At 65.0% G+C, this 18,433-nt stretch carries 16 protein-coding genes; 13 read left to right on the forward strand and 3 right to left on the reverse strand.

Annotated elements, in window-relative coordinates; genetic code table 11:
* Positions 1–125: 125 nt before the first annotated feature.
* Positions 126–956 carry a polysaccharide biosynthesis/export family protein gene (locus tag AC16JP_RS11490; RefSeq protein WP_484340753.1) on the reverse strand — a complete coding sequence of 277 codons (831 nt, stop codon included), beginning with the start codon at positions 954–956 and terminating at the stop codon, positions 126–128.
* Between the two features lie 43 nt (positions 957–999).
* Positions 1,000–2,379: an outer membrane beta-barrel protein gene (locus AC16JP_RS11495; protein WP_484340754.1), complete on the reverse strand. Its 1,380-nt coding sequence runs from the start codon at positions 2,377–2,379 to the stop codon at positions 1,000–1,002.
* A gap of 484 nt (positions 2,380–2,863) precedes the next feature.
* On the opposite strand from AC16JP_RS11495, the gene AC16JP_RS11500 reads away from it, so the two are divergent.
* From AC16JP_RS11500 to AC16JP_RS11550, 11 genes are all read left to right on the forward strand, one after another.
* Positions 2,864–4,210, forward strand: a complete 1,347-nt coding sequence (locus AC16JP_RS11500; RefSeq protein WP_484340755.1) for an AAA family ATPase — start codon at positions 2,864–2,866, stop codon at positions 4,208–4,210.
* 15 nt (positions 4,211–4,225) lie between these two features.
* Positions 4,226–5,194: a glycosyltransferase family 2 protein gene (locus AC16JP_RS11505; protein WP_484340756.1), complete on the forward strand. Its 969-nt coding sequence runs from the start codon at positions 4,226–4,228 to the stop codon at positions 5,192–5,194.
* The gene (locus AC16JP_RS11510) at positions 5,194–6,378 is read left to right on the forward strand and encodes a glycosyltransferase family 2 protein (RefSeq protein ID WP_484340757.1); all 1,185 of its coding nucleotides are present in this window, start codon (positions 5,194–5,196) and stop codon (positions 6,376–6,378) included. Before AC16JP_RS11505 ends, AC16JP_RS11510 begins: the two co-directional genes overlap by 1 nt.
* Before the next feature lie 65 nt (positions 6,379–6,443).
* Positions 6,444–7,517, forward strand: a complete 1,074-nt coding sequence (locus AC16JP_RS11515) for a hypothetical protein (RefSeq protein WP_484340758.1) — start codon at positions 6,444–6,446, stop codon at positions 7,515–7,517.
* A 92-nt stretch (positions 7,518–7,609) separates the two neighbouring features.
* Positions 7,610–8,767, forward strand: coding sequence for a polysaccharide pyruvyl transferase family protein (locus AC16JP_RS11520; protein WP_484340759.1), 1,158 nt, complete (start codon positions 7,610–7,612; stop codon positions 8,765–8,767).
* A complete protein-coding gene (locus AC16JP_RS11525) occupies positions 8,764–9,987 on the forward strand; it encodes a Coenzyme F420 hydrogenase/dehydrogenase, beta subunit C-terminal domain (RefSeq protein ID WP_484340760.1) in 1,224 nt (407 codons plus the stop codon). The genes AC16JP_RS11520 and AC16JP_RS11525 overlap by 4 nt, the downstream gene beginning before the upstream one ends.
* Before the next feature lie 9 nt (positions 9,988–9,996).
* Positions 9,997–10,878: a glucose-1-phosphate thymidylyltransferase RfbA gene (gene rfbA, locus AC16JP_RS11530; RefSeq protein WP_484340761.1), complete on the forward strand. Its 882-nt coding sequence runs from the start codon at positions 9,997–9,999 to the stop codon at positions 10,876–10,878.
* A complete protein-coding gene (gene rfbC / locus AC16JP_RS11535) occupies positions 10,875–11,423 on the forward strand; it encodes a dTDP-4-dehydrorhamnose 3,5-epimerase (protein ID WP_484340762.1) in 549 nt (182 codons plus the stop codon). The genes rfbA and rfbC overlap by 4 nt, the downstream gene beginning before the upstream one ends.
* Positions 11,420–12,283 carry a dTDP-4-dehydrorhamnose reductase gene (gene rfbD, locus AC16JP_RS11540; protein ID WP_484340763.1) on the forward strand — a complete coding sequence of 288 codons (864 nt, stop codon included), beginning with the start codon at positions 11,420–11,422 and terminating at the stop codon, positions 12,281–12,283. Before rfbC ends, rfbD begins: the two co-directional genes overlap by 4 nt.
* Positions 12,283–13,383 carry a dTDP-glucose 4,6-dehydratase gene (rfbB, locus tag AC16JP_RS11545; RefSeq protein WP_484340764.1) on the forward strand — a complete coding sequence of 367 codons (1,101 nt, stop codon included), beginning with the start codon at positions 12,283–12,285 and terminating at the stop codon, positions 13,381–13,383. Before rfbD ends, rfbB begins: the two co-directional genes overlap by 1 nt.
* Complete coding sequence (locus tag AC16JP_RS11550) at positions 13,380–14,402, forward strand: putative bifunctional lysylphosphatidylglycerol flippase/synthetase (RefSeq protein ID WP_484340765.1); 1,023 nt, start codon at positions 13,380–13,382, stop codon at positions 14,400–14,402. The genes rfbB and AC16JP_RS11550 overlap by 4 nt, the downstream gene beginning before the upstream one ends.
* A gap of 205 nt (positions 14,403–14,607) precedes the next feature.
* Here the strand turns inward: AC16JP_RS11550 and AC16JP_RS11555 are convergent, their stop codons facing one another.
* Complete coding sequence (locus tag AC16JP_RS11555; RefSeq protein WP_484340766.1) at positions 14,608–15,582, reverse strand: DUF3011 domain-containing protein; 975 nt, start codon at positions 15,580–15,582, stop codon at positions 14,608–14,610.
* 171 nt (positions 15,583–15,753) lie between these two features.
* Here AC16JP_RS11555 and argS point away from each other — a divergent pair, with 171 nt between their 5' ends.
* Complete coding sequence (gene argS, locus AC16JP_RS11560) at positions 15,754–17,478, forward strand: arginine--tRNA ligase (RefSeq protein ID WP_484340768.1); 1,725 nt, start codon at positions 15,754–15,756, stop codon at positions 17,476–17,478.
* Positions 17,478–18,386, forward strand: coding sequence for an SPOR domain-containing protein (locus AC16JP_RS11565; RefSeq protein WP_484340767.1), 909 nt, complete (start codon positions 17,478–17,480; stop codon positions 18,384–18,386). Before argS ends, AC16JP_RS11565 begins: the two co-directional genes overlap by 1 nt.
* The last annotated feature ends 47 nt before the right edge of the window (positions 18,387–18,433 follow it).

An 18,433-nucleotide genomic window follows, 5' to 3' on the forward strand; every position in this document is an offset into this window, starting at 1 on the left:
CGCTTGGGCAGCAGCAGCCCGACGGTGGTGGCGATCGACAGGCAGGCCAGCATGGTGCCGAAAATCAGCTTCCATCTGGCAGCAAGAATGCGGAGGAACTGGATCAGACTCATCAGTGCTTCCCCTCAGAACATACGCTCGCGGATGTTGATGATGTCGCCGGGTTCCAGCTTGGTCTGCTGGTCGACGTCGCGTTCCTTTTCGTTGCCGCGCTTCAGGCCGACCTTGCCGTTGGAGCCGGTCGGGCCGACGCCGCCTGCCTGCGCGATCATTTCCGAAACCGTCATGCCGGGCTTCAGCGGGTAGGCCCCCGGTCGCGCCACGGCGCCCGTCAGGTAAACCAGTTCCGCTTCGGCGACATACAGCGTGTCGCCGGCATCCAGCATGATGTCGGCCGTCTCTCCACGGGCAAGCTCGTCGGTGTTGACCTTCAGTTCCTTGCCGTCGGCGGCGCGGCGGATGGTGATATACTGCGAACCTTCCGGCCGCACCCACCCCGCACGCAGCAGCACGTCGAGCAGGCGGTTCGAACGCTCCAGCGGAACGAGGCCCGGCGCACCGACCTTGCCGGCAACCCGCACATAGCGGCTGTTGTATTCATTGACCTCGACGTTGACGATCGGGTCTTTCAGGAAGTTCCCGGCAACCAGACGCCGGGTGATTTCCTCGGCGAGGGTGATCACCGTCTTGCCCTGGGCCTGCACCTTGCCGACCAGCGGCATGACGATGCTGCCGTCGGGCTTGATGCGGGTCTGCACGTTGAATTCATTCTGGCCATAGACGACGACGGTGATGCTGTCGTTCGGGCCAAGCACATACCCCTGCGACTGGGCGGCCTGCGCCATCGCGGGCGCACTGATCGCCGGCAGAACCAGCAATGCGGCGGCGAAACCGGTCAGGCCTGCCCTCCAGCGGGCCTTGCGAACGGATGTTCCGGAATGTCCCTGCTGCATCATTTCTACTCCGTGATCCCAGATAGCTTCAGGAAAATGCATCTGCTTAGAACGAGGCCCGTGCGGCGAGGCTGACGCTGTTCGCGCTGTAGTTGAAGGATGTCGGGTCCGACGTCCGCCGCTGGTGGCTGTAATCCAGCGAGAAAGCGAGAATCCGGTTCATCCGATAGTCGGCGCCGACGAAATAGCGCCGCGTTCTGGTGTTCCTGACCTCCAGCGTGTCCGGGACGAGGCTGAAGCCATGATACCCCGAATTGGCGAGCGAGAAGCCGCTGGACAGGCTGAGCCGGTCGTTGGCGCGATAGCTGACTGCGCCGTTGACGAACCGGCCGACCGAATAGTTGGCCGCCCCGCCGCCGCCGCCATTGACGCTGCGACCGGTGCTGACCGTCGCCCCGAGGCGCGGCCCGGTGTAGTTCAGGCCCAGATTCCATGTGACGCCCGAGAAGGTGTCGACAAGGCTGTTGCGGGGCTTCACCCAGCTTTTGCCAAGCCCGCCGTTCACATTCAGATTCCGGCCAACCCGATAGCTGACGAATGCGTTGGCGCCATAGATTCGGCTGCCGTTGCGTTCGCCATCGGGAAGAAACTGGCGCACGAACTGATAGTCGCTCCACTGGCCCTGCACGCCGATTTCGCCCCGCCGGCCCAGCGGATAGCCGATGCCGCCGCTTACCCCCTGCGAATTCGAATCCGCAAAGCTGCGATCGATCACGCCGGTCGGGTCGTCGGTGTGGTTCCGGATCGAGCCACGGTTATAATTCAGATTGGCGGAAATGCCTGTCGCCGTGCGGCAGGTGCCGCCGGCCTGAAAGTGCCAGCGTTCCTGCGTCGATGGCACGACATCCTCGAACAGGCTGAACTGCGTGCCGCGCGTGCTGTAGCCGCCACGCACCTGCCCGCCGCAGCGCGCGCCCATCACCCAGTTCAATCCGCCATCGAGCGAAGCCCGGTTGCGATTGAGGATGCCGTTGCGCGCATAGAAATCGCGGCCGACATTGCCCACCAGATACAATTGCTGGCGGCCCAGCGCCCGCCCGGCGCTGAGCGTCAGGCTGGGGCGGAAAATCCAGTCGTCCCTCGATGAAAAGCCCGGACGCAGCGGCGCGCTGCTGTCGCGGCGGGCGACATTGTCGTTGTATTCGCCGACCAGCGATGCAGTCGCGTGAAGCCCGAGGCCGCCCAGCAGTTCGAGCGGCGCAAAGGCAGGCGAATCATCACCATAGACGCGCCACGGGTCGGCGACGGTGCCCTGCGGCGCCGTGCCTTGCGCTGCCGGAGGCACGATCGGCGCGGGGGGTGCAACACCCGGCGGCACGATTTGTGCAACGGCGGGAACTGCGGAAACGATGACCGACAGCATGGCGAACCGCGCCACGCGCGTCGCACCAGTCGCCAATATGGACCCGACTTTGTCGTTACTCACAAGACTGCCCTTCCCCTCACAAACCAGGGCGATCCACAGACCGGACCGACCTCGCATACGGCCGTCACCGGTTTGCGTTAACTTCTTGCCCTTCGCAAGCCTTTGTCCCCGCCATGATGTTTCCGACCGACGGTGAACCAGGCCGTTTGCAACGAGCTGTTCAGACTTCCTCCAATAGACGCAAAAACGGCTCTATGACATTCCCCCCAAAGGCGAAAGATTGTGACCTGTTGCCGTTCTGGACTATGGCAGGCAAAAAGTTAATGGCATTCTGTCTGCAATGCCGCATGAATGGGATCCCGATCAGGGACGAGGATTCGCGGCATGTGCACGGGTCGGAAGCCAGCGTGCCGGGAAGATCGTGCCGGGGCAACGCCCCGACAGGGCCTTTTGCGCTGGGTTTTGCACCCCCGGTCCGGGATGTCCGGTCCGTGGCGGACGATGTAACGGGTGCCGAAGGAAAGATGGAAGGGCTGGCTGCGTGATGATCTTTGGCAGGGACCGCAACGGAAGCGAACAGGGCGGCGACAACCGGATGCCGTGGCGTCGCGGCATGCGCCCCGGGCTGCCGTCCGCTGCGCCCGATGCCGATGCAGGCGCCCTCCCCCGCTTTGCCGTCGCCGCAACCGACGATCTGGGCGATGCCGCGCTTGGCATGAACGAAGGTTCGCCTGCCCGTGCGCGACTGGCGCTTGCCGACGCGCTGTCGGCGTCGCAGCCGGTCACCACCCGCGAGAGATTTGCCGGCAGGCACGATACGCTAGCCAGCCTGATCGCCGCCATCGAGCAGCAGCGCGCCCACGTCGTTCTCTATGGCGAACGCGGTATCGGCAAGACCAGCCTGATCCACGTCTTTGCCGAAACCGCACGCGATGCGCGCTATCTCGTCCTCTATGGAAGCTGCGGCGTCGAAGCCCAGTTCGACGAGATGTTCCGCACGTTCGCGGCCGAAATTCCGCTGCTCTATCATGCGCAGGTATCGCCCACCGCCGACGAGACAGAACATGATCGCAGCTTCGCCAGCCTGCTTGGCGATGGCCCGGTCGATCCGCGCGAACTGGCCGATCTGTTCCAGAAGATCGTCGGCACCCGCGTCATCATCGTCCTCGACGAATATGACCGCGTGGCCGATCCCGCCTTCCGCCGCAACGTCGCCGAACTGATCAAGAACCTGTCCGACCGGGCCGCCCGCGTGCAGCTGGTGCTGACCGGCGTCGCCTCCAACCTCGATGAACTGATCGGCTTCACGCCGTCGATCCGCCGCAACATCGTCGGGCTTGCGGTAGGCCCGATGAGCGAATCAGAACTGGCCGAAATCCTTGCCCGCGCCGAAGAAGCAACCGGCCTGACGTTCGCGCCGTCGGCCCGTTCGCTGATCATCCGCATGTCCGGCGGCTCGCCCTATCTTACCCGCCTGCTGGGCAACCGTGCTGCTGGGCGAACGCTCGACGACCGGCGGCAGGCAGTATCCGAGGCAGACGTCATCGCCGGCACCGAAGCCGTGCTGGCGGAATGGAACGCCGGGCTTCCGCGGCGGGTGCAGGCGCAACTGCAACGCCCTGAAGTGCGAGCTGCCTGGAATGTGCTGATCGCCGCCGCCCGCGCATCGGGCACACCGGATGGCTGGTTCAGCGCCCATGATGTCGGCGCCGAAGCGGCGCTTCCCGATTCCAAGCAGGCCGAACACCTGCTCGACGGCTTTACCGGCGAAATCGACCTGTTCGACCGCGAAGACGGCTCGGACGGACGCGAGCACCGTTACCGGTTCCGCACGCAGGGTGTTGCCCAGTTGCTCGGCCTCTCGGCCGCGCTGGCGCGGGCAGGCCGCTAGAGGATCGCCGCCCCGGTGTCGATCATCGGCCTCCGCCAGCACGGCAAACAGTCTCCGCCGCAGGCGGTCGCCACCGGAGAGCCGCGCGCTTCGGTCATCATTCCGCACCTCAATACGCCGGAAATGCTGGTGAAGTGCCTGCAGGCCGTCGCGGCACAGCGGCTCGATCACGGCTGGTTCGAGATCATCGTAGTCGACAACGGTTCGCGGGTGCCGCTCGACGTGGTGGCGGCGGCGTGGCCGGGCGTGAAGTTCCTGCAGGAGCGCGAACCAGGCCCCGGCCCGGCGCGCAATCTTGGTGTCGCCCATGCGCGCGGGCGGGTGCTGGCCTTCGTCGATGCCGACATCCGGGTCGATCGGCTGTGGCTTCAGCACGGCGTCCGCGCGGTGGAAAAAGACCCCTCGCGCCCCTATGGCGGCGACGTCAGGATCGACTTTGTCGACCCGCGCCGCCCCACCGGCATCGAGGCATTCGAGGCGGTTTTTTCGTTCCGGCAGAAAATGTATATCCGCCGCAAGGGCTTTTCCGGCACCGGCAACCTGATGGTGGAGCGCGATCTGTGGCATCGTGTCGGGCCGTTCGGCGGTATCGGCACCGCCGAGGACCGGGACTGGGGCATGCGCGCTGCCGCGCTGGGCGCCCGCACCCGCTATGTGCCGCGCATGATCGTGTTTCACCCCGCGCGCATGAACATGGACGATGTCGAAAGCCGCTGGGGGCGCATCATCGCACATGATTTCACAAAACACCGCTCGTCGGGGAAACCGATTCTGCTATGGAAACTCAGGGCGTTGGCCGTTCTGGCGTCAGCGCTTGCGCATACGCCGCAACTGCTGTTGTCGTCGCGCGTGCCAACTTTGGGGGCAAGGTTTCGGGGCCTTGCCGTCCTGTTTGAAACACGCTGGTTCAGGTATATGAAAATGCGCAATATTGCGCGCGAAGGACATCTCGAGACGGCCATGCAATGGAACCGGACTTCGTGATGACGCGTACGACACAGGAAGGGAGCAACGCCACCATGGGAAGGGACACGATGGCAGACGCGACCGGCGAAAAGCCCAATGTATCGGGCATGACGCCACCACCGGCCGTAGCCGATGCAACGGCAATGGCTGCCCCGTCGATTGCCGCCAACGCACTCGTCGGCGACACGGCGCCGAGACTGGCTGTCATCATCATCAACTGGAACCGCTGGACCGACACGCTGGAATGTCTGGAATCGCTGATGCGGTCCGACATGCCGGTCAGGATCGTGGTGATCGACAATGCGTCGTCCGACGACTCGCTCAATCGCATCCGCGCCTGGGCTTCCGGCGCCGAAGCATGGGAAACACCCGCCGGGCCGCTGGGGCGGCTGACGCGTCCGGTGCTGCGCAAGCCGATCCCGATCGCCGAAATCACCGACGAGGAAGCGCCGAACGCCCGCCCCGGCCGCGAGCTGCTGACGATCCTGAAATCGTCTGAAAACCGGGGGTTTGCCGGCGGCAACAATCTGGCGATGCAATATGCTCTGAACGATCCCTCGATTGCCTATTGCTGGTGCCTCAACAACGATACCGTGGTCGAGCCTGACGCGCCGCGCGCGCTGGTTTCCCGCATGGACGCCACCCACAAGGTAGGAATGTGCGGCACGCAGGTACGTTTTTATCACCGACCCGGCACTTGGCAGCAACTGAACGGCTCGCGCTTCAAGCTGATCACCGGACAGAGCGCCGGCATCGGCACCAACCAGCCCGTCACCCGCCCGTTCGATCCGAAAAAGGTTGCGCAGGACACGGATTTCGTGCTCGGCGCATCGATCGCGGTCAGCCGCGCCTTCCTCGAAACCATCGGCTATATGGAGGAAAGCTATTTCCTCTATTTCGAGGAAATGGACTGGTCGGTCCGCAATCGCGACCGCTTTGCCATCGCCTTCGCCCACGGGGCTGTGATCTATCACAAGGAAGGCGGCTCGATCGGGTCGTCCGGGAAAAAGGGCCAGCGTTCCGAGACGGCGGAATATTATCTGCTGCGCAGCCGGCTGAAATTCTACCGGCGCAACTTTCCGCTGCTGTGGCCGCTTCAATATCCTCTTGGAATGTGGCAGATTTTCAAGCGACTGCTGCGGCGCCAACCGGCCAAGGCCAAAGCCATGACGAGGGCGTTGCTAGGCATGTCGCGGGGCTGAATACGCCGTGCCGAACACGCAAAAAGAACAACAGACGCAATACTCAGGCAAGGGATATCAATAACATGCGCACACAATCGACCCATTCCTTCCGCGCCCGCTCCCTCCGTTCGGGGGCGCGCCCGATTCTTCTGGTTGCAGCGGCGGCAATTGCGCTCTCGGGGTGCAGCAAGCTTGGCATCGGCAAGGACGACAGCGCGCCGACCGGGCAGGTGGTTGCCAAGCTCGACGGCAAGGAAATCACCCTTCTTGAAGTCAACGCCGAGCTTCAGGGCACCCCGATCCCGCCGACGATGACCCGCCGCGAGGCCGAAAAGCTGGCGCTGGGCAACATCATCACCCGCCGCATGCTGTCGGCGGAATCCGAAACGCGCGAACTGAACAAAAAGCCCGAGTTCATGCTGCAGGAGCGCCGCGCCGACGAGCAGCTTCGGGTGCAGGCGCTTGCCCGCGACATCGCCTCGAAGGTGGTTCCGCCCACGCGCGACGATGCCGACAAGTTCATGCGCGAAAACCCCGACATGTTCGACCAGCGCAAATTCTTCATCATGGATCAGATCCAGTTCCTGCGGCCGGACAATCTGGCCCAGCTCGACCTCGAGAGCGCCAAGACGATGGCCGAGGTCGAGGCCGTTCTGAAGGCTAACAACATCCAGTATCGCCGTCAGCCTGCATCGCTCGATGCGCTGGGGGCCAATCCCGATTTCGTCAGCCAGGTGACCAAGCTGATGGCCAAGGATCCGAACGAGCTGTTCATGTTCGCAAGCCAGCCGCCGGGCGCGCCTGCCCCGGTTGTGCTGGTAAACCAGGTCAAGGAAGCCCGCGTGCAGCCCTTCACCGGCGACAAGGCGCGTGAATATGCAACCAACTTCCTGCGCAACCAGCGGGTGCAAGCCGCGCTGAAGGCCGAAGTCGATAAACTGCAGAAAGCGCAGAAGGAACGCGTCGTCTATCAGAAGGGCTGGGAAGCGACGCCGCAAAAGGTGCAGGTGAACGCCAAATCCGCCGACGGCAAGGCGCCCGCCGCCGGCAAGGTGACGGCCGCTCCGGGTCAGCCCGAACTTCCGGGCGGCGCCGAAGACCTGAAGGCAGCCCATGATGCTGCCCCCGCCGCTCCTCCGGCGCCCGCCAAGGGCTGACGCCAGACAAGAAGAAGCGCGATGGCAGAGAGCGGCGCATCCCGAATGCCGGTCTCTGCCGTCACGAACATCACGGCGATGAACGGGACAAGATGAAGCGGAAGCTTGCGATTGGGCTGCTGTGGCACAGCGACAGCAGCGGCAACCTCGGTGTCGGGGCGCTGACGGTTGGACATATGGCGCTGATCGAGCAGGCAGCGGCGCGCGCCGACGTGGATACTGAACTCCACCTGTTCCGCCCCGGCGAACGGCTGCCGAGCTATGTCCGCGATGGATTCGCCAGCCGGCACGACATCAATGGCCGCTTCATGGTTTCACCCGGCGGCTATTGGGCGGCGCTGAAGCCGCTGGATATCATGCTGGATATCGGCGCTGGCGACAGTTTCGCCGACATCTACCCCGACAAGCGGTTCGCCTACATCACCGCCACCAAGGAAATGTGCCTGCTGCGCGGCGTGCCGCTGGTGCTGGCGCCGCAGACGATCGGGCCGTTCAGCCGGCAGCCGCACAGCGCCCTCGCCGGGCACCTGATGAAACGCGCGCGCGCCGTATTCGCCCGCGACCCCATGAGCCTGGACGCGATCCACCGGCTGGCGCCGGGCGCGAACGCAATGCTGGCGATCGACGTTGCTTTCGCCCTTCCGCACTCCGCCGCCCAACGCGGCCCCGGCGTCCGGGCAGGGGTCAATGTTTCGGGCCTGCTGTATTCCGGGGGCTATGGCGGCGGCAACGATTACGGGCTGACCGTCGATTACCGGGCGTTCACTTCACGCCTGATCGAGGGGCTGCTTGCCCGTGGCGCCAGGGTGGAACTGATCCCGCACGTCGCCAGCACGATCGCGCGCGACGACGACGCCAGCGCCTGCGCCGAGGTCCACCGGCTCTATCCGGAAACCGTCGTCGTCCAGCCGTTTTCCTCGCCGTCGGACGCTAAATCCCACATCTCGGGGCTGGATTTCCTGGTCGCGGGGCGGATGCATGCATCGATTGCGGCCTGGTCGGCGGGCGTTCCCGTGGTGCCGGTTTCCTATAGCCGCAAGTTCGAGGGGCTATACTGCGCGCTCGGCTATCCGTGGCTCATCCCTGCCAAGGGGCTTTCAACCGACGAAGCCGTCGCCCGCACACTCGACGCCTTTGACCGGCGCAGCGAACTGGCTGTCTCGATCGAACAGGGGCGCCCCGTGGTCGAAGCCGGGCTGGAAACCTATGTGGGCTATCTTGCGCGGCTGTTCGGCGAACTGGCCCGATGAACAACCGGCTGCCGCCGACGCTGGAACGCGTATTGAAGGGCAATTCCTGTGCAGGCTGCGGGCTGTGTGCGGGGATCGATCCGGCGATCGGCATCGAGCGCGATGCTAAGGGCTGGAAGCGCCCGGTCGCACGCGGCGCCCCGGCGCCCGGAACCGATGCGCTGCTGGCGCAAATCTGCCCCGGCGCCACGGTTTCCCCCTGGACCCTGAGTGACGCGCCGAACACCCACCCGCTGTGGGGACCGCATGTGCGGGTGCTGACCGGCTACTCGACCGACGCCGAACTCAGGCACAATGCATCGTCGGGCGGGGCGCTTTCGGCGCTCGCCTTGCATCTGTTGAAAACCGGCGAAGTAAGCCGGGTGCTGCATGTCGGCATGGACCCTGAACGCCCGCTGGAAACGCGGATCACGCGATCGGCCGACCGGGGCGCCATTCTGGGCGCCGCCGGTTCGCGCTATGCGCCTGCTTCTCCTCTTGAAACCCTGTCCGCCGAGCTGGAAACGCCCGGCACCATGCTGTTCATCGGAAAACCCTGCGACGTGGGCGCCTTGCGGCAACTGATGCAGGCCGACCCGGCAATCGCCGCGCGCTTCCCCTATCTGCTGTCGTTCTTCTGCGCCGCCACCCCCAGCCAGGACGGCACCGACAGGATCGTTCGCCGGCTGGGCTTCGAGCCGGGCGAAGTGTCGGCATTCCGCTATCGCGGCGACGGCTGGCCCGGATATGCCTCGGCAACCACGGCCGACGGCCGCAGCGCCCGCCTCAGCTACGCCGACAGTTGGGGCGACATCCTGTCGAAGGAAGTGCAGTTCCGTTGCAAGATCTGCCCGGATGGGGTGGGCGGAGCAGCCGATGTCGCCGCAGCAGACGCCTGGTATGGCGGCGAAAGCGGCTACCCGAGCTTTGACGAAGCCGATGGCCGTTCGCTGATCATCACACGCACCAGCCATGGCGATGCATTGCTGTCTGCCGCCGAGGCCGCAGGCGCCCTGACCACCAGTCCGCTGGCGATTGCAGAAATCCTGTTGATGCAGCCTTCGCAAGCGTCGCGAAAGCGACTACTGGCATCGCGGCTGGCAGCCATGGCCGCGACGCTGATGCCAAGGCCCGGAATGCACGGCCTGCAACTGGCCGAAGCCCGCCGCAGCGTTGCGCTGCGCGCCGAACTGAAATCCCTTCTCGGCACGATCCGCCGCATCATGACCAGACGTTTCTAGGAGCAGGAAATGGCAAAGCGCAAAGGCATCATCCTGGCCGGCGGTTCGGGAACGCGGCTCTATCCGCTGACGAAGCCCGTCTCGAAGCAGTTGATGCCGGTCTATGACAAGCCGATGATCTATTATCCGCTGTCGGTGCTGATGCTGGCAGGCATCCGCGAAATCCTGATCATCACCACACCCGCCGATTCCGCCGCCTTTCAGGCGCTGCTGGGCGACGGCAGCCAATGGGGCCTGCACCTGCAATATGCCGTGCAGCCCGAACCCAAGGGGCTGGCGCAGGCCTATCAGATCGGCGCGAAATTCATCGATGGCGGGCCTTCCGCACTGATCCTTGGCGACAACATCTTCTATGGCCACGGCCTGCCCGACCTGCTCCGCCATGCCGACGCCCGCGAGGATGGCGCAACCGTCTTCGGCTATTGGGTGAACGACCCGGCTGCCTATGGCGTGGTATCGTTCGATGCCGCCGGCCGTGCCGAAACGATCGAGGAAAAGCCCGCCAGGCCGAAAAGCAATTTCGCCGTCACCGGGCTGTATTTCTACGATGGCCGGGCCAGCGAATATGCCGACTGCATCAGCCCGTCGGCACGCGGAGAGCTGGAAATCACCGACCTGAACCGCCTTTACCTCGAAGCGGGCAACCTGAACGTCGAGTTGATGGGACGCGGTTTCGCGTGGCTCGACACCGGCACCCACTCCAGCCTTCTCGACGCTGCGCTCTATGTGCGGATCGTCGAGGAGCGGCAGGGGTTGAAAATTTCCTGCCCCGAGGAAATCGCATGGCGCCTTGGCTTCATTGATGACGAAGGCCTGAAACGCGTGGCGGAACCGTTACGGAAATCCGGCTATGGCGAATATCTGCTGTCGCAACTGGAGCGCCGGGCATGAACGTCGAACCGCTGGCCATCCCGGATGTGAAGCTGATCACCCCGCGCGCCTTTGGCGACGATCGCGGCTTCTTTCTGGAAAGCTTCAATGCCCGCGTGTTCGCAGAGGCCGGCCTGCCGACCGAATGGCTGCAGGACAACCACAGCCGATCGGTGCGCGGGGTCCTGCGCGGCCTTCATTACCAACTGGTCGAGCCGCAGGGCAAACTGGTTCGGGTCACGCGGGGCGCGGTGTTCGATGTGGCGGTCGATATCCGCCGCTCCTCGCCCAGCTTCGGCAAGTGGGTGGGCGCCGAACTGAACGACCGGAACTTCCGGATGCTGTATGTGCCGCCCGGCTTTGCGCACGGTTTCGTCGTCCTCTCGGAGGTGGCCGATTTCTGCTACAAATGCACCACGATGTGGCACCAGCCGTCTGACCGGTCGCTGCGGTTCGACGATCCGGCTATCGGCATCGAATGGCCCCTGGATGGGATCGGTGCGCCGCAGCTTGCCGCAAAGGATGCCGCCGCACCGTTGCTGGCTGAAGCCGAGGTGTTCGCATGAAGGTGCTGATCGCGGGCGCTGCGGGCCAGCTTGGACGCGCGCTCGTGGCGACGGCGCCGGCGGGCGCCGAAGTGCTGGCGCTGCCGCGCGATGGCTTTGATATCCGTGATGCCGAAAACGTCGGGCGGCTGCTCGGCGCGGCGCGGCCGGATCTGGTGGTGAACGCCGCCGCCTACACGGCTGTCGACAAGGCCGAAAGCGATCGCGACGCAGCCTTTGCGGTGAATGCAACGGCAGCCGGCAGGCTGGCGCAGGCGGCAGCCGACGCCGGCGCCAGGTTCGTCCATGTCTCGACCGATTTCGTGTTCGATGGCGAAAGCTCGGCCCACTATCGGCCGGAAAGCCGCCCTGCCCCGCTAAGCGTCTATGGCGAAAGCAAATTGTTGGGCGAACAACTGGTTGCCGCAGCCCACCCGGGCGCGCTCATCCTGCGTACGGCATGGGTGTATGCTGCGACCGGCGGCAATTTCGTCCGCACCATGCTTCGCCTCATGCGCGAACGGCCGGAAATCCGGGTGGTTGCCGATCAGGTTGGCACACCCACCCATGCGGCTGGCCTTGCGCGGGCGATCTGGGCGCTCGATGGCGCGCGCCTGCACGGCATCCACCACTGGACGGACGCCGGCGTCGCCAGTTGGTATGACTTTGCAGTCGCCATCCGCGACGAGGCACTGGCAATCGGCCTGCTCGATGCCCATGTGCCCGTTGTGCCGATCCGCACCTGCGACTATCCGACGCCAGCGCGGCGGCCGCGCATGAGCCTGTTGGACAAGACGTCGGCTTGGGCGGTAACGGGGCCGGCGGCGCACTGGCGCGACGAACTTCGCGCGGCGCTCGCGCAGATGAAGGAACTGGATTGATGGCATCGCTTCTGGTCACGGGGGGCGCCGGTTTCATCGGCTCGAACTTCGTGGCGCACTGGACCGCTACCCACCCCGAAGACCGGGTCACGGTGCTGGACCTGCTTACCTATGCCGGCAACGCCGCCAACCTATCTGGGCAGCGCGCAGAACTGGTGGTGGGCGACATCCGCGACGAGGCGCTTGTGCTGGACCTGATCCGCACGCGCGGCGTCGACACCATCGTCCACTTCGCGGCGGAAAGCCACGTCGACCGCTCGATCCTCGGGCCGGATGCGTTCATCGAAACCAACGTGATCGGCACCCACACGCTGCTGAAGGCCGCGCGCGCAGCCTTCGTCGACGGCAAGCGGCCGCACCGCTTCCACCACGTCTCCACCGACGAGGTATATGGCACGCTAGGCCCTGCCGATCCGGCGTTCCGGGAAGACACCCCCTATGCGCCCAACTCGCCCTATTCGGCGTCGAAGGCAGCGTCGGACCACCTGGTCCGCGCCTATCACCACACCTACGGCCTCGTCACCACCACCTCCAATTGCTCGAACAACTATGGTCCGTTCCATTTCCCCGAAAAGCTGATCCCGCTGTTCATCCTGAATGCGCTGCACGGCAGGCCGCTTCCCATCTATGGAGACGGCCAGCAGGTGCGCGACTGGCTGCACGTCGAGGATCATTGCCGGGGAATCGCCGCCGTGATCCAGCATGGGCGACCGGGGGAAACCTACAACATCGGCGGCGGCGCCGAACTGGCGAACCTTGCGGTGATCGATACGCTGTGTGCCGAAGTGGATCGCCTGTTCGCAGCCGACCCGTCGCTTGCGGCGCGCTTCCCCGATGCACCGGCCGCAAGCGGCACTGCTTCCGCAACGCTCAAGACCTTCGTCACCGACAGGCCCGGCCATGACCGGCGCTATGCGATCGATTGCTCGAAGGCGCGCAACGAACTGGGCTATGCGCCCACGCACAGCTTCGAGACCGGCCTTTCCCAGACCGTGCGCTGGTATCTCGACAACGAAAACTGGTGGCAGAGCATCCTCAGCGGCAGTTACCGCGACTGGGTCGAAACCAATTACGGCGACCGCCAGACAGCCACGCAATGAAACTCGACCCCCGTCTGTCCCGGCTGATCGGCTGGGTGCGCGTGCACCACACATGGCTGACGACGCTGCTGATGGCCGTCGTGCTGACGATTGCCGGGCTGGCGCTGAAGGAAATCCTGAAGGAAGTCAGCCTCGCCGACATCCAGACTGCGTTCGGCCGCATCACGCCGCACCAGATCCTGTTGGCGATCGCGCTGACCGCGCTGTCCTATTTCGTGCTCAGTTTCTACGACGTGCTTGGCCTGCATGCGATCCACAAGCCACAGCCATACTGGCGCGCACTTCTGGGCAGTTTCACCGCCTATAATCTAAGCCACAATCTGGGCTTTGCGCCGATCACCGGCGCCGCTGCACGCTGGCGCGCCTATCACGGCACCAACATCGACGCCGGAGACATCGCCCGCATCGTCGTCATCGCCGGTGTGACCTTCTGGCTGGGCATCTTCCTGTTGCTGGGCATTTTTCTGGTCGCGTTTCCGGGCGCGCTGCGGGTTCATGACGCCACCATGTCCTACCGCATGCAGGTGGTGATCGGCGCGTCCATTCTTGCCGGCATTCTTGGGTATCTGGTCGCGTGTGCGCGCCAGTCCGGCCCGCTGAACATCCTTGGGTGGACGCTTCCCGTGCCGACGCTGCGGCAGGCGCTGATCCAGTTTGCACTGGCCGCAACCGACATCGCCATCGCCAGCGCTGCGCTGCTGGTGCTGCTGCCGCCCGAGGCATGGCATCATTATCCCGATTTTCTGGTCGCCTATGTGGTGGCGGTCGTCGTCGCGCTGCTGGCGCATGCGCCGGGCGGAATCGGCGTATTCGAGACGGTGATCCTCGTCACGCTGCCCGAAGTCGACAAGCCGTCGCTGGTTTCGGCGCTGATCCTGTACCGGATGATCTATTACTGGGGCCCGCTGCTGCTGGCGATTTCGCTGATGGGCATCAACGAACTGCGGATGCTGCGCCATCGCCGGGCCGTTCAGGGTCCAGCAAGGGACACGCGGATAGTGGGTTCAGACACCCTCTGACCCCTCGGTCGGAACCCACCGGCGCCTTAGGGCACCGGCAGATCCGACCACAAGGCGCAGGCTTCCCCCAGCCTGCGCCTTTTTCCTTTTTCACAGAATGGGCGCGCAGGCTTCCCCCAGCCTGCGCCTTTTTCCTTTTTCACAGAATGGGCGCACAGGCTTCCCCCAGCCTGCGCCTTTTTCCTTTTTCACGGGAAGCCGGCCGTCAGCGGACGTCGAACCCGGTCACCTTCGAGCCGGTCGCGCGGCAATCCATGGTCAGCGTCCGGCTCTGGTCCGGCCAGGTGCCGTGCACCTGCCCGATGATGAGCCAGCCATTGCCCGAGCGCTCTACCTGGTCGATGCGCTCAAGCTTGACCGCGGTGCCGCCGCTCGCGCCGATCTGGCGCCCGGCCTCCTTCATGCAGGCCTCGGCCGAAACGCGCGCATCGCCTGGGAACTGGCGGTAGTCGGCCGAAACATTCGCCGACTGCGAAGATCCGCCCGCAGACTTGCTGCCACCCTTGCCGGAGGACGCCAATATGGCCGCAAGCACACCGGCAATCGCCAGACCGCCGATGATGGCGCCGGTGCTCGGGCCGCCGCCATGCTCGGCGCCCGAACTGTTGTCGCCGACGACATTGCCATAGCCATAGCCGAATCGGGCCTGGCAGCCGCGCGAAACCCAGATGCGGTTTTGATCATAGCCCCAGCTATAGCCACGCGTGCAACTCGATCCCGAAAACTGGCGCAGCAGCTCGACGCGGTTTTGCGTATAGACCGGACAGTTCTGCTGGCGGTTCTGTTCCGACCGGCATTCTAGCTGCCCGGCAAACCCGCTGTTGCTACCCCAGCCGCTGTTATTGTCGCCCCAGCCATCGCCGCCGATGGTGCCGTAACCGAACCGCGCCTGACAGCCGTTGCGCACTTCGATCGTGTTGGCGGTATAGCGCCAGGTCCGCCCCTCGATGCACGGGGAACTGCTGTATTGTTGCAGCAGCACCACCCGGTTGCCGGTCTGCACGCGGCACACCTGCTCGCGATTGTTATAGCTGCGGCACGTCTTTTCGCCGGCGAAATTGCCATTATCGTTCCAGCCGTTGCCCCACTGGCCCTGCGCCAGGGCAGGCATCGGCGCCAACTGCGCCGCCACCATTGCAACGGCCACGCCAGCGCCAAGGAAACTGTTCCGTTCGTACATGACATCCCCCGAACATCATGGTTACTGCGCCGAATATTTGTCAAAAGCCCTGTTCTGTCGAGCAAAATTTGCCGGTCGCCACCTTCTCTGCCGCGCAAGGTTGAGGCGCGCCGCGCATCCCGCTAACGAAGCGCCGAAGACAATCTGGCGCAGCAGCCGGGAGAGATGATTTTGGACGTATTTCAGCGGTTCGAGGCAGTGGTCGCCGACCAGATCGCAGCACTGGTGGCCGATGGCACCATCCCGGCCGAGGCGGCATCCGCCGCGATCGTGCTGGAATCCCCGCGCGACACCAGCCACGGCGATCTCGCCACCAACGCCGCACTGGCGCTGGCAAAGGCGGCGCGCACCAATCCGCGCGAACTTGCAACGCGCATCAGCATGGCGCTCGCCCGCCACCCTGACATTGCATCTGCCGAAGTGGCCGGGCCGGGCTTCATCAACCTGACGCTGGAAGAATCCGTCTGGCGCGACGAGGTCAACCGTATCCGCGCGGCAGGCGCCGATTATGGCCGTGGCGAACCACGCCACGAAGCGCTTCCGGTGAATGTGGAATATGTATCGGCAAACCCCACCGGGCCGATGCACATGGGCCATTGTCGCGGCGCAGTCGTCGGCGATGCGCTCGCAAGCCTGCTGGCGTTTTCCGGACACGACGTGGTGCGCGAATATTATGTGAACGACGCAGGCGGACAGGTCGATGTCCTCGCCCGGTCGGCGCATCTTCGCTATCGGGAAGCGCTGGGCGAAGAAATCGGCGACATCCCCGAAGGGCTTTATCCGGGCGATTATCTGCAACCCATCGGCAAGATCCTTGCAGCCGAATATGGCGACCGCTTCGCCAGCGCCCCGGAATCCGAATGGCTGTCGTTGTTCCGCAGCCGTGCGGTCGCCGCCATGATGGACATGATCCGCTCGGATCTGGCGCTGCTTGGCATCCACCACGACATCTTCTCGTCGGAAGCGCAGTTGCTGGCGTCGGGCGCGCCGCAGCAGGCCGAAGCCGACCTGCGCCGCCGCGACCTCGTCTATGACGGCACGCTGCCCCCGCCCAAAGGCGACACCCCCGAGGACTGGGAGCCGGTCGAACTGCCGCTGTTCCGTTCGACCCTCTATGGCGATGACATCGATCGCCCGATCCGCAAATCGAACGGACAATGGACCTATTTCGGCAACGACATGGCCTATCATGCCGAAAAGGCGCGACGGTCGTCGGCGCTCGTCAATATCTGGGGCGCCGACCACGCCGGCACCGTGAAGCGCATCGAAGCGGCGGTCGACGCGCTGACCCATGGCGAAAAGCGGCTGGATGTGAAGCTGGTGCAGATGGTGCGCCTGTTCCGTGGCGGTGAGCCGGTGAAAATGTCGAAGCGGGCGGGCAATTTCGTCACGCTCGCCGATGTGGTGCGCGAAGTCGGCCGCGATGTCGTGCGGTTCATGATGCTGACCAAGCGCCCTGAAGCCATGCTGGACTTCGATTTCGCCCATGTGGTCGAGCAGTCGCGCGAAAACCCCGTGTTTTACGTGCATTACGCCCATGCCCGCATAGCTTCGGTCAGGCGCAAAGCCGAAGCACTGCCGCTGCCGCAACCGGACCTCGCATTGCTTGACGGCGCCGAGCTCGCGCTTGCAAAACTGGCGGGGCAATGGCCGCGCGTGGTGCGGCAGGCCGCCGCTGCGCGCGAACCGCACCGGATCGCCTTCTACCTTGCCGATCTTGCGGGTGCGTTCCACAGCCTGTGGAATCGCGGCAACGACGACCCCGTCTTCCGCCTCGTGCGCGAAGACGACCTGCCGCTGACTGCAGCCCGGCTGGCTCTGGCGGGCGCGATCGCACAGGTGATCCGCACCGCTCTTTCGGTGATGGGTGTGACCGCCGCCGAGGAACTGCGCTGATGGCGAGAGGCCCGTCGCCCAGAGACGACGCAGCGCGCAGGCGCAGCGACCGCGACGGCAGGGCGCCTTCGCAGCAATGGCGCGACGACGACAACGCGCCGTGGCTCGACGAGGCCGAGGAAGACGATGGCCCCGTGCACACGCTGATCGGCAGACGCACGCTGTTTGCGCTGCTGTTTCTGGCCGGTGTGCTGACTGTCGGGATCGTGGTTGGCATCATGCTGGTGTCGCGCCGCGAAGCAACGCCGATCGACGTGCCGGCGGTTGGCGAACCGGTGCCGGTACTGGCATCGCCCGGCCCGTGGAAGGTGCGCCCCACCGGCCCCGGCACCGACGGTGTCCCGGTCGAGGGGCAGGGGCAGGTATTGTTCGGCACCGGCGACGGCCGCGAGACCGACGCGCAGATTTCGCTGGACGCGATGCCCGAAGCGCCGCTTCCAAGGCCCGGACAACAGATCGTCGATGAAGGCGCCCCGGTGATCACGCAGGTGCCAGCGAACGCGCCGCCTGCCCTGCCGCCAGCCGCCACGGCGGCGCCTGCGCCCGTGCCAGTAGCGCGCGCGCCGCTGCCCCGCTCGACGGACACGCTGGTCCCGCGCGAGGCCAACGCAAAACCCGCAGCCCCGAAGGTGGCACCCGCCCCGCCGCCCGCACCCCGCGCAACCGCCGGCTCCGGCCAGGTGCTGCAACTCGGCGCGTTCTCCAGCGAATCTAAGGCCCGGGCTGTGTTCAAGGATCTGTCGGCCCGATACGGCTATCTGCAAGGCCTTGAGCCGATGATCGTGCCAGTGCTCAGCGACGGCCGCACGCTCTATCGGCTTCGCAGCACCGCCGCATCGGCGTCCGCCGCCAGAGATATCTGCGCCCGCCTGCGCGTCGCCGGAGAGGCGTGCTCAGTCGTCGACTGAAACGCTGTAGCAGCCTTCCCCGGCAGCCCCGAGCAGCCACCCACGCT

The organism is Sandaracinobacteroides sp., from assembly GCF_057137845.1.